At 33.7% G+C, this 10,173-nt stretch carries 14 protein-coding genes and 1 pseudogene; 7 read left to right on the top strand and 8 right to left on the bottom strand.

What is annotated here, in order from left to right:
- A pseudogene (locus AC1DIT_RS25060) lies at window positions 1–373 on the top strand (alpha/beta hydrolase); the annotation flags it as partial.
- A gap of 46 nt (window positions 374–419) precedes the next feature.
- Here AC1DIT_RS25060 and AC1DIT_RS25055 read toward each other — a convergent pair.
- From AC1DIT_RS25055 to AC1DIT_RS25020, 8 genes are all read right to left on the bottom strand, one after another.
- Entirely contained in the window at window positions 420–809 is a 390-nt protein-coding gene (locus AC1DIT_RS25055) for a hypothetical protein (protein ID WP_016114284.1), read from the bottom strand.
- Window positions 810–928: 119 nt separating this feature from the next.
- The gene (locus AC1DIT_RS25050) at window positions 929–1,492 is read right to left on the bottom strand and encodes a histidine phosphatase family protein (protein WP_016132699.1); all 564 of its coding nucleotides are present in this window, start codon (window positions 1,490–1,492) and stop codon (window positions 929–931) included.
- Window positions 1,493–1,636: 144 nt separating this feature from the next.
- Window positions 1,637–2,725 carry a serine hydrolase gene (locus AC1DIT_RS25045; protein ID WP_016132698.1) on the bottom strand — a complete coding sequence of 363 codons (1,089 nt, stop codon included), beginning with the start codon at window positions 2,723–2,725 and terminating at the stop codon, window positions 1,637–1,639.
- Between the two features lie 134 nt (window positions 2,726–2,859).
- Window positions 2,860–3,486 carry a cupin domain-containing protein gene (locus tag AC1DIT_RS25040; protein WP_033671093.1) on the bottom strand — a complete coding sequence of 209 codons (627 nt, stop codon included), beginning with the start codon at window positions 3,484–3,486 and terminating at the stop codon, window positions 2,860–2,862.
- A gap of 171 nt (window positions 3,487–3,657) precedes the next feature.
- A complete protein-coding gene (locus AC1DIT_RS25035) occupies window positions 3,658–3,819 on the bottom strand; it encodes a hypothetical protein (RefSeq protein ID WP_016132696.1) in 162 nt (53 codons plus the stop codon).
- Window positions 3,820–3,984: 165 nt separating this feature from the next.
- The gene (gene ucpA / locus AC1DIT_RS25030; protein WP_016132695.1) at window positions 3,985–4,779 is read right to left on the bottom strand and encodes an SDR family oxidoreductase UcpA; all 795 of its coding nucleotides are present in this window, start codon (window positions 4,777–4,779) and stop codon (window positions 3,985–3,987) included.
- 164 nt (window positions 4,780–4,943) lie between these two features.
- Window positions 4,944–5,468: a DUF4398 domain-containing protein gene (locus tag AC1DIT_RS25025; protein WP_016114279.1), complete on the bottom strand. Its 525-nt coding sequence runs from the start codon at window positions 5,466–5,468 to the stop codon at window positions 4,944–4,946.
- A gap of 135 nt (window positions 5,469–5,603) precedes the next feature.
- On the bottom strand, window positions 5,604–6,872 hold the full coding sequence (locus AC1DIT_RS25020) for an MFS transporter (RefSeq protein ID WP_016114278.1): 1,269 nt from the start codon (window positions 6,870–6,872) through the stop codon (window positions 5,604–5,606).
- A gap of 118 nt (window positions 6,873–6,990) precedes the next feature.
- Here AC1DIT_RS25020 and AC1DIT_RS25015 point away from each other — a divergent pair, with 118 nt between their 5' ends.
- From AC1DIT_RS25015 to AC1DIT_RS24990, 6 genes are all read left to right on the top strand, one after another.
- Window positions 6,991–8,205 carry a helix-turn-helix domain-containing protein gene (locus tag AC1DIT_RS25015; RefSeq protein WP_016132694.1) on the top strand — a complete coding sequence of 405 codons (1,215 nt, stop codon included), beginning with the start codon at window positions 6,991–6,993 and terminating at the stop codon, window positions 8,203–8,205.
- Between the two features lie 68 nt (window positions 8,206–8,273).
- Entirely contained in the window at window positions 8,274–8,453 is a 180-nt protein-coding gene (locus AC1DIT_RS25010; protein ID WP_006094378.1) for an H-type small acid-soluble spore protein, read from the top strand.
- Window positions 8,454–8,674: 221 nt separating this feature from the next.
- Window positions 8,675–9,010 carry an antibiotic biosynthesis monooxygenase family protein gene (locus AC1DIT_RS25005; RefSeq protein WP_016132693.1) on the top strand — a complete coding sequence of 112 codons (336 nt, stop codon included), beginning with the start codon at window positions 8,675–8,677 and terminating at the stop codon, window positions 9,008–9,010.
- Between the two features lie 3 nt (window positions 9,011–9,013).
- Window positions 9,014–9,619 carry a dienelactone hydrolase family protein gene (locus tag AC1DIT_RS25000; RefSeq protein WP_016132692.1) on the top strand — a complete coding sequence of 202 codons (606 nt, stop codon included), beginning with the start codon at window positions 9,014–9,016 and terminating at the stop codon, window positions 9,617–9,619.
- A 12-nt stretch (window positions 9,620–9,631) separates the two neighbouring features.
- Window positions 9,632–9,811: a hypothetical protein gene (locus AC1DIT_RS24995; RefSeq protein ID WP_016114273.1), complete on the top strand. Its 180-nt coding sequence runs from the start codon at window positions 9,632–9,634 to the stop codon at window positions 9,809–9,811.
- Between the two features lie 65 nt (window positions 9,812–9,876).
- The gene (locus tag AC1DIT_RS24990) at window positions 9,877–10,056 is read left to right on the top strand and encodes an NUDIX hydrolase (RefSeq protein ID WP_229161556.1); all 180 of its coding nucleotides are present in this window, start codon (window positions 9,877–9,879) and stop codon (window positions 10,054–10,056) included.
- Window positions 10,057–10,173 lie beyond the last annotated feature (117 nt).

Below are 10,173 nucleotides of genomic sequence, written 5' to 3'. Positions count from 1 at the left end.
TACATCCCCTTTCTTATATAAGGCTACTACTTCTGAGCTTTCAGAATGGAAATCTTGTGCACATAGAATAAAGCGACTTAAAGTCACATTAAAAACACCATTAATCGTCATTGGAAGAGATCCCAATCATTCTATCGGGCAAATGATTCAAGAGGGAATGCCTAATGAAGAAGCTATAAAACTTGAAAAAACATGGCAAGAACTTATTCAAGAACAACGTATGCTCTCCCAAAACAGCCGATATATTCTCGCTCAAAATGCTAGTCATGGAATCGAAAGTGATCGCCCTGATATCATAATTCAGGCAATCCATTCCTTCGAAGTAAGTGACGTACATGCCCCTGAAAACAATGAGCATTCTAAAATTAAATAAACATGCAAAAAAGAAAGCAGCCTTCACTGCTTTCTTGCCTTTTCATCTATTCATAATCTTCCTCGTCTTCATTACCATCATAATACGAGTTTCCATTATTCACATATATAGGTCCATTTGCAACATCAACACGAAGTACCCATGCCCAAGGTACAGCTAAGCGTTTATGTAATGCCCGCCAAAACCCTATTGACTTTCTTTCATACTCCTGGAACTCCTGAAGTATATCCTTGTAGGAGGAACCGTCTAACTGAATATTTGCTTCTAGTAAACGAGAATAGGCATAGTGCTGTAATTCGAGTTCGGCAGCAACTTCCATCTCTTCTGGTGTTGCCATACCAATAATTGTTCCATCAGGTGGCACAATTTCATATACGTTATGAACTTCAATGAGTCCTTCTGGATGATCTACTAACCCCTTCTCTTTCTCAAACATGTAAACAGCCTCCTTTATCACGCATTTTTTTATGTTACAAAAGCATACTTCTCTAACAAACCCGTTCTTTCCTGCTTTCTCGATAAAATTTTACAAATTATTCACATGATGACCTGTTTCTATATTTTAGTGCGCTCTTCTACTCTTGCAGTAGAAAGTAAACTCTCTTCATTAAAAGTCAATTTATATACATCTGGCATGTCGAGTGTTTTCCAAAAATGATAGTCATATGTAGAATCAAAATAATTCATTATTAACACCATAATATTTCCATGGGTACCAACTACAATATTTTTCCCTTTATATTGTTTTAATATATTTTGAATACATTTGACACCACGTTTTTGTGCTATATCATTTGATTCCCCGCCTTCAAACGAGAAGGCGGGATTCTCCCATACTTTCATAATTGCTTCCTCAAAATCTTCTACCTGTTCTTTACTTAATAGTCTCTCACGTAAATCTTCTTCAATTTTCATAGGTAATTGAAATTGATTTGCAACTCCTTGGACAGTTTGAATCGCTCGTTTGTATGGACTAGAAATTACAACATCAATTTTCTCTTCTTTTAATAACTCTGCCACACTTTGCGCATCATTCCGTCCTTTTTCGGATAATGGGCGTTCTCTTTCCTCCGGTGTATAGACAGAATGAGCATGACGAACAAAATAGATTTGAGTCATAAAATCCCTCCTTTTTACTTTCTCTTCTATCCAAATTGATTCTATTAGATATTGACCAATTCCTTTCAATATTTTTTGCTGTATAACAAACAAAAGGCACTTCATGAAAAAAGCACCTTTTGTTTACATAATAAAATTATATTGTTATAACTTTTTTCTAAATTCCTCACTCGTTACTACAGATCGAATAAAATAATCTAAGTTATTCTTAAGTTTTTGTGATTCCATAGAATCTAAATCATTAGACATAAAGACTATTTCAACCTTGTTTCCTTCTTTATCTGTACCATAAAAACTATTTGTCAATACAAATGGAGTTGAACCTCCTTTTTTACCAGCATGTTCATATATGCTATCTCCAACAGTCCCATTAAAAATCTTCTCAATCTCATCTTGCATTGGCTTTGGAAAAGCAGTTCTATTATTGATTTTCCCTATTAGACTCATATAGTCTTTTGCAGTTGCCCTTACTAGCCTATCAGACCAAATACGTTGAAATTCCATGTCAACTTTTAATGGTATATTGTGTTTTTTCCATTCCGCTTCATCTTTCATCCATTCATGTATTTTCAAAGCATGCTTTCTATATTCATCCATAGACAGTTTACGTAACACTTCTAATGATTGATCTTTAGGTACATTCAGTTCTTTTTCTACATATCCTCTCATATATAAGGGGGATGTATATGGATAGAATGCATCATGGCTATTTAGCTCTAATTCTTTTAAGCTATTATTTATTCTTTCGAGTCCTAATTTTTCTAATAAATAGGTTGTATTTGCATTAGAACTAAAGTGAATCATACCTCGAGCTACTTCTTCTAAAGAAAGCTTTTCATTTTTTATTGCATTTCTTATTTTTGCATTCTCTAACCATGCAGGATGTGCTCCAGCATCTGTGTCTGGTACGTAGTATTTTTCTAAATCCTGTAATGGAATTTGCTCCTGTGGATTTATCTTTTCTTCTGAAACTTGTTTTGCAAATTCCACTGCTACTACTATTTTTGCCATACTTGCTAATGGTAGTTTTTTATTCTCATTCACAGTAGCTAAAATTTCACCATTTCTTCTAATCATTAATGAACATGTTTGCTCATTCTTATGCTCTTTTATGTAATCCAGCACATAGTTTGGATCTTCTTTTGAATAGTAATATCCCATAATCGCTAAAATCGCTATGATGATTGCTATAATAATAAAAATACTCCATCCTATAACCTTTAACACCTTCACTATATTACTCCCCTAACAAAATACCATTTATCAATATATCTATTATATCRAATATATAAAGGGAGGTTATGTAAAAAAATACAGTATTTTGCTAGAAACGCACAAATGAAATAGCCCTCACTCGAGAACAAGGGCTACTCTACCTCACACGAAGTTACCTCTCCATTTAGTACAACCACTATATCGGACCGTTGTTCATCCATAGAACGCTTTAAATTAGGTGGCCCAATCACAACAGATCCTTTAATAGGTGCAAGATCCTTAGCTAAATGTTCAGCATTAACACCGTAAGCGACTTGGAATACTTCTGGTGGGGTCATTCTAAGTACATCTGAACCCTCAGCTGTTTCAAATTGATCATTATTGAAGAAGAGATGTAAATGGGCTTCTTCTGATACAGCCGTAATCCAGTGCCACCAACCCATTGGAATAAATACCGTTTGTCCAGCTTTTGCTCGATAATTTTGCAGTTGATTTGTTTCTGGATTTAAAATAGAAGTAATTGCTTCTCCAGAAACGATGACATCTAATTCCCAAGCGTTTGGATGCCAATGTGGTTCCCTCATATGACCTTTCGTCATAAAAAGATCGACAAACGCTCCTCCAATCATTGCTGGTAATTGTGTTGAAGTCACTTCATAAGCAATATTTTTATCATCTCGTTTAAAAAATACATTTTCTCGTGAGTCAAAGAAAAGATTTGGTGTCCCAGAACTTTTCTTTAAGTTTTTATTATCTGGAACATATCCTGAATTAGCCATTCGATCCCTCTTTTCTATTCCCAACATTTCATACTTAACATTGTATCGTATGGAAGAAATGGAACGAATGTGCCTATCTACTATCGTTTTTACATAACAAAAAAACATGCTCCACAATGCTAGCATGTTTTGTGATATCCTTCACATTATTTAACTGAAAAATAAACCTCTTTACTTACCATGATGTAACATTAAATCGCTAAGTTCTTCTTCAATATGATTTAACTTTGCAATCCCTTCTTTCCATTTGTGGATATAACGTGAAACTCCAAAAACAAATAAAGCAATAATAGTAGAAAGAATAATACCATATACGATAGCTACAGTACTCATAAATTACACTTCCTTGTAATAGGTTATACATTTATTATATTCCTTTTTTTGATGAAATAGTGGAAATTTAAGTTATTGTAACAAAATTGATTTTTCTAATTATACGAAAAATTACCCTAATAGGAGAAACCCTAAAAACATTAAGATTCCTCCTATATTTAAATATTATTCCACACCAACAGAAACCGTTTCTGGCAACGTACTTCCACCATCAATTACAATGTGTGTCCCTGTTATGTAACTTGATTCATCTGATGCAAGGAAACCAGCTAATTGACCAACCTCTTCAATCTTCCCTAAACGACCTAACGGAACGCCTGAAGCGATTCCATCAATAATACTATTCGGTTCATTTGGATCGGACTCATTTGCAATTTGCTCTGCCATTGGCGTCATAATATAGCCTGGACAAATCGCATTTACAGTAATATGATGCTTGGCTACTTCACGTGCTAACGCTTTTGTAAATCCCCAAATAGCGGCCTTTGTTGTCGCATAAGCTGTTTCTCCTTCATCTGCAACTAGCGTTCCTGTTACAGATGACATGTTCACGATTTTTCCATAGTTTTTCTCAATCATATATGGCAAGACTGCTTTAGAGAAGTTCCACACACCGTTAATATTTACTTGAAATTGAAAATCACGCATTTCATCTGACATCTCTAAAAAGTTAGCAAGACGAATAACTCCTGCGTTATTCACTAATATATCAATCTTCCCATATTTTTCGTATGCATCTTTTGCTATTTCTTTTACAGCTGCAAAGTCAGTTACATCTACTTCGTAACTAGCTGCTTCTAACCCCTTACTAACAATTTCTTTTGCTGTTTCATGAACCTTGTCTGAAATATCAACAAGTAATACTTTCGCTCCTAATTCAGCAAATACATGGGCAATTCCAGCACCATTCCCCATTGCAGCACCAGTGACAAAAGCAACTTTTCCATCTAATTTTCCCATTTCATAGCCCCCTTATGATTTGTAGAAAACCCTTTCAACATTTCCATCATACCAAATATTTCCTATCTTTTAAAAAATTTTTCAATTTGTTAAAAAACGTTCAAAAAGAAGAAGCTGTCGTAACAAACGACAGCCTCATACATACCTTTTCAAATACTATTCTATTAGTTTTTCTTCGATTCTATTTTTTCTTTTGCATTTTCAGCTTTATCCAATACTTCTCCAGCTTTCTTCTGCTTTTCTTTTACTTCATCAATACTATCTACCGCTTTAATTACTTTATCAATTCCTTCTTCGTCCACTTTTTTCTGCTTTGCAATTCTTTCCTTTTCTTTTTCTTCCATGTCTTTTGCCTTTTGAAGCATATTTTCTGCGTTTGACTTTACAGATTTCTCAAGGGATGCATCCTTTTTCTTTTGTAATACTTGGTTCGCGTCATCCTTTGCTTCTAAATATTTACCATCTTTTAACGCCGTTGCACCATGATCCATCAGGCTAGCAACTTCTTTATAGGCTTTTGCTTCGTTCGTAGATTTTTCTTTTTCTGCTTTTTCAAACCACATAATTGCGTCACTATATTTCTCATCTTTTAATGCCTGCATACCTGTATCAACTTGGATATCGTAATTACTGCTACATCCAGCCATTGCAAACAATGCACATAGCATAACCAATATTTTGTACTTCATGTTGTACTTCTCCCTCTCTCAGTATTCCACATGGACTTCTTCATTTAATGTATCATAACTAAAAAACACTTTCAAAAAAGAAGAGACTTCATTTTCCTTAATAATGAAGTCTTTTTATAAACATACATTCTACACCTACGCTGATACATCCACTTGTTTTTTCACATCCATTTGTTTCATCCCTAATAATACTACCATCCATACTCCAATAGCCGAAATAACCATTACCATACTAGTTGGCATTATATCTAATAAAAATCCATACAAAATAATTCCAAGAGGCGTAATTGCCGTAGAAATTGTTTCAATTAATCCAAAAACCCGTCCTAAATATTGTGAATCAGTTGTTTTCTGAACATATACTTGAAGGGGAACATTGATGGAAATGCTCGTCATTCCAAAAATAAGCATAAAAATTATATAGTAAATAAAACTTACCGTCCCTGGAATTGTAACTAATAACGGAAATGCAGTACACAAATACAAACCCGCTAAGACAAATAAACTAATGCGAACCGTGCGAAATAAATTATTCATTTCCTTACGAACAGATAAAACAATTGATGCAACCAGCATTCCTACCGCCAACATTCCTTCCACAACACCTAGTTGCTGAGACGATAAACGTAAGTTTTGAATGATAATATACGGAAGTGCAACAAACAGTGCACTGCCAAAGAAATTAATCCAAATAAACACTTTTAACATCGTATACATATCATCACGTCTTTTTACATATAAGAATCCTTCTTTAATACTGGATAAAAAATGAGCTTTCTTCAGTTCTGCTTGTACTTTATACAGATCAAATGCAATAAAGAACTGTACAATTACCGCTAAAAAAAATGTAATACCATTTAACAGAAAAAAGAATTTCATTGAAAACAAACCAAACACCATTCCACCAATAACTGGTGCTAAAATAGTCGAAAGTGCTGTCGCTGTTTGGTTTAAAGAACTCGCTTGTTGAATACGTGCACTGTCAACTAAAGTTGGAATAGAAGCCGTAAAAGAAACAGAATAGAAACTTGCACATATCGATAACAGTGCTGCAGATACATAGATGAATAGAAGTGAAATGTCAAATAAAGTAGAAAGTGCAAACATCGTGAACATGATAAGACTACTTAATAAATCTGCAACAATAACAACCCACCGTCTGTTTATTCGGTCTGCCACAGCCCCAGCAATTGGTCCACATACCATTCTTGGAATAGAACCGCAAATAAGCGTAATTGCAAAACCTACGCCTGATCCCGTCGTTTTTAAAACATATAACCCCATTGCAAACGTATAAATCCCTGCACCTAATAAAGAAGTCATTTTTCCAATCATCATCAAAATGATATTTCTCGTTGCAATTTTGATTCTTGGATCATTTTGACTTATACTTACATCCCCCATTACGTCACTCTCCCCTTAAAAGTTAAATTGTGTTAAACTTATTATATAATCATTTTTCAGATTTCGACAACAAAAAGTTTAATTGTATTTAACTTTTTTGTGATAAAGGAGCAACAATATGGCTACTCTTGGTGAAAAAATTAAAGCATTACGAAAAGAAAAGCGTCTTACTCAGACACAATTAGCTGGCTCAGAGCTAACGAAAAGTATGCTGAGTCAAATTGAAAATGGGAAAGCAGCACCTTCTATGAAGACATTACAATATCTTGCTAATCAGCTTGAATGTGAAGCAAGTTTTTTACTAGAGGAGGACAATGAAGAAGTAACAAAGCTGATTCCAAAAATGGAACAAGCTATAAAAAATAATCAATTTGAAGAAGCTTATCGTACACTGCTACCTATTGTTCAAAAAGAACTACCACCTACTTTAAGTACAGCTCGTTTATATAAACAATTTATAAGCGTTGCATTTAATATGAAAGATTACAGCATACATTCCTATATTGAAAAAGCCGTAGAAATTTTTCAAAAGTATACTTTATATCGTGAAAGTACACAAACTAGTTTAAAGCTATGTTATGTATTATTTGTCCATAAAAAATATAAAGAATGCCTAGAACTTCTTACCTCTATTCGAAAAGAGTATGAAGCAAAACAATTAGAAATGGATCTTATTATACAAATAGAATTATTCTTATGTGAGGCAATTGTTTTACTCGCATATGGTGATTATGAAGGGTGCGAAAAAATTATCTTACAAGCTCTTGACTTCTCAAAAGAAAATCAAGTGTATTATAAAACAGATGAATTTTATCGAATTCTCTCCTACCAAAATGTAATAGTAGCAGATGAAAATAAATATCTACACTATATAAAAAAATCCGAACAATTTGCCGTTTTCACAGAAAATATTTTATCTATTGCGATTATAGATATATTAAAAGCTTATTATTATAATACAATAACAAGTGAATATACATTAGCTCTCAAACATCTAGATTTATTTAGAAAAAAACTTCAAGATAAACCGCTCTTTCAAGAGGACGGGATTTATTACCTAGAAAAAGGAAAGGCTTTATACGGCCTTAAGCGATATGAAGCAGCATTAGAAACATTACAGCAAGCGACAATTCCAGATTATATGTTTCACCCACTAGACCAAGCATGGATTATAACTGGGGGGGCTTACCGTGCCCTTTGTTATATGGAACTCAAAAATAAGCAAAAGGCGCTTCAAGAAGCAACAGAAGCTTTTCATGCTATACAAGAATTCCCTGATTCGACATTTACTGTGTTTATTAAAGAAACATTACAAATAATACAAAAACTTTAAACCCATCTCAAAATGGTATATTATTCCTCCTTTTCAGCAAAAATAATAAAGATGGGAGGAATGTAAGAATGAATGTACAACGTGCAAAAGAGCTTTCCGAATCATCAGAACAAGCACATGTCAGTTTTCAAGGCATGCCCGTTATGATTCAACATGTTGATGAAAGCAATGAAACCGCCCGCATATATGATGCAACGAATCCAGATCGCGAATTAACAGTTCCAGTTAATAGCCTAGAAGAAATATAAGAAACCCCACTTCAGTTTTATTTGAAGTGGGGTTTTTCTTGTATGCCGTATGATTTGTCTTTCCAAATATTTTTATCATCACTGCACGAATAACGTAAATTTCTATTTTTTCAACAGTTATCCCAATATGGTACGGGATATTTCTCAAAACATTTTTATACTCAAAAGACATACTATTCAATCTTTATGATACAATCCATAAGTATATTTGGAGGGATACGATGAGGGATACAACGCAAAGTAACGAACCTTATTATGCAGTTATATTCACTTCCAAGCTTTCACAAGACACGACTGATTATGACGATGTCGCTGAAGAAATGGAAAAACTCGCTAAAGGGCAATCTGGCTTTATAAACGTTGACAGCGTACGGGATGCATCTGGTCTCGGTATTACAATTTCATATTGGGATTCACTTGAAGCAATTAAACAATGGAGAGAAAAAGCAGCACATACTATAGCAAGACAAAGAGGACGTGAACAATGGTATGAAAGCTTTCATATGAAAATATGTGTTGTAGAAAGAGAATATAATTTTCAGAGGAAAGGTTTATAATCAATGAAGAACAAAGTAGCTCTGATTGTTGTTCACGAAATATACGGCATAAATCAGCATATGCAGGATGTCATATCCAGGTTTTCTTCACCACAGATAGATATCTTCTGCCCAAGTCTTTTACAGCTAGATGCTCCCTTTCATTATAATGATGCAAAAAAAGCTTACTTGCATTTTATGCAAAACGTTGGATTCCAACATGGAAAAGAAAAAATTGAAGAAATGATTCAAACACTAGCAAAAGACTACCCATACATAGGACTCATAGGCTTTAGTATTGGGGCAACCATCTCTTGGCTATGCAGTAACAATCCAAAAGTTACTTTTATTATTGGTTGCTATGGCTCTCGCATACGAGACTACTCTTATATTATTCCTACATGCCCTACTCTTGTAATTTTTCCAGAAACAGAATTGAACTGTTCCATTTCTTCTCTTATCGCGACATTACAAAGACAAAACAACCCATTTCTACATATACAACAGTTCCCAGGAAATCATGGATTTCTGGATCCTTATACTACAAACTATAACGAACAATCTACAAAACAAGCATATGAAATGATTGATTCATTTCTTCTAAAAACTACAATGAAACAAATGTATTAAAGGAGTTTTGCTATGTCATTTACATTACTTTTACTTGCTTTCGTTATTCTAATCATTCTCATAACGCTAGCTTTTATTTTTACAACTCTTAAAAATCGTAAATATTTAAACCGTCCTTATCGACATTCCTTTATCGTTATGACCTTATTTCTTGGACATTGGATTTTAGTTTTGACTAGTTTTTATACGTGAGCGTAAAAGACAGGCTAAATTATATACATAGTACATCATTCGTAACAGATACAGGTGAAAATGTTGTGGATATTGTTTTTCTTTGCGAATATGAATCGGGGGAAGCATTTTCTAAAAGTCCCGATGAGGTTGAAGAGGTATTATGGTTAACTACTGAAGAAATATTAAACCACCCCAATTCGTCAATTTATTTAAAAGAAAGCATTAATCATGCGGAAGCGTTGATTCGTATTCATTCTTCATAACGCTTTAAATTTATAATTTTAGATTTTTAAACGACTTTATTGTTATATTTTTTAGTGTAGTGAAGTATCTTACATCAAGATTAAACAACTATATTTTAACCCCGTCCTAAATTTAGA

The organism is Bacillus sp. 05T22, from assembly GCF_056396765.1.
Note: the sequence above shows the minus strand (reverse complement) of the source record. Positions and strands in the feature narration are given on the sequence as shown.

Excerpts from the sequence above, each read along its gene's own strand:
- AC1DIT_RS25055 (WP_016114284.1), bottom strand. The coding sequence starts at position 809 with ATGTTTGAGAAAGAGAAGGGGTTAGTAGATCATCCAGAAGGACTCATT.
- AC1DIT_RS25050 (WP_016132699.1), bottom strand. The coding sequence starts at position 1,492 with ATGACTCAAATCTATTTTGTTCGTCATGCTCATTCTGTCTATACACCG.
- AC1DIT_RS25040 (WP_033671093.1), bottom strand. The coding sequence starts at position 3,486 with ATGGCTAATTCAGGATATGTTCCAGATAATAAAAACTTAAAGAAAAGT.
- AC1DIT_RS25035 (WP_016132696.1), bottom strand. The coding sequence starts at position 3,819 with ATGAGTACTGTAGCTATCGTATATGGTATTATTCTTTCTACTATTATT.
- ucpA (WP_016132695.1), bottom strand. The coding sequence starts at position 4,779 with ATGGGAAAATTAGATGGAAAAGTTGCTTTTGTCACTGGTGCTGCAATG.
- AC1DIT_RS25025 (WP_016114279.1), bottom strand. The coding sequence starts at position 5,468 with ATGAAGTACAAAATATTGGTTATGCTATGTGCATTGTTTGCAATGGCT.
- AC1DIT_RS25020 (WP_016114278.1), bottom strand. The coding sequence starts at position 6,872 with ATGGGGGATGTAAGTATAAGTCAAAATGATCCAAGAATCAAAATTGCA.
- AC1DIT_RS25015 (WP_016132694.1), top strand. The coding sequence starts at position 6,991 with ATGGCTACTCTTGGTGAAAAAATTAAAGCATTACGAAAAGAAAAGCGT.
- AC1DIT_RS25010 (WP_006094378.1), top strand. The coding sequence starts at position 8,274 with ATGAATGTACAACGTGCAAAAGAGCTTTCCGAATCATCAGAACAAGCA.
- AC1DIT_RS25005 (WP_016132693.1), top strand. The coding sequence starts at position 8,675 with ATGAGGGATACAACGCAAAGTAACGAACCTTATTATGCAGTTATATTC.
- AC1DIT_RS25000 (WP_016132692.1), top strand. The coding sequence starts at position 9,014 with ATGAAGAACAAAGTAGCTCTGATTGTTGTTCACGAAATATACGGCATA.
- AC1DIT_RS24995 (WP_016114273.1), top strand. The coding sequence starts at position 9,632 with ATGTCATTTACATTACTTTTACTTGCTTTCGTTATTCTAATCATTCTC.